1 pseudogene is annotated in these 219 nt (G+C 72.6%); it reads right to left on the reverse strand.

Annotation, left to right across the window (positions count from 1 at the left end):
- Nucleotides 1-219: pseudogene (locus tag ACEPPI_RS41170) on the reverse strand (ISAzo13 family transposase); the annotation flags it as partial.

Here is a 219-nt window from a genome sequence, read left to right on the forward strand (position 1 = left end):
GCCCCGGATCGAGTTCCGCGACCCGCTTGCGACCCCCACCCGGACGCCGAACCCGGCCCAGCGGCTCCTCGCCGGACTCCAGCTCGAACACGCCCTTGCGGACCGTCGTCTCGCTCACCCCGGCCGCCAGTGCGACGGCCCGAACACCGCCGTGACCCAGGACACGGGCCTCGGCGGCCATCAACAACCGACGCTGCCGCTCGTCCATATGCGGGAACA

The organism is Streptomyces sp. AB3(2024) (assembly GCF_041862025.1).
GTDB lineage: Bacteria > Actinomycetota > Actinomycetes > Streptomycetales > Streptomycetaceae > Streptomyces.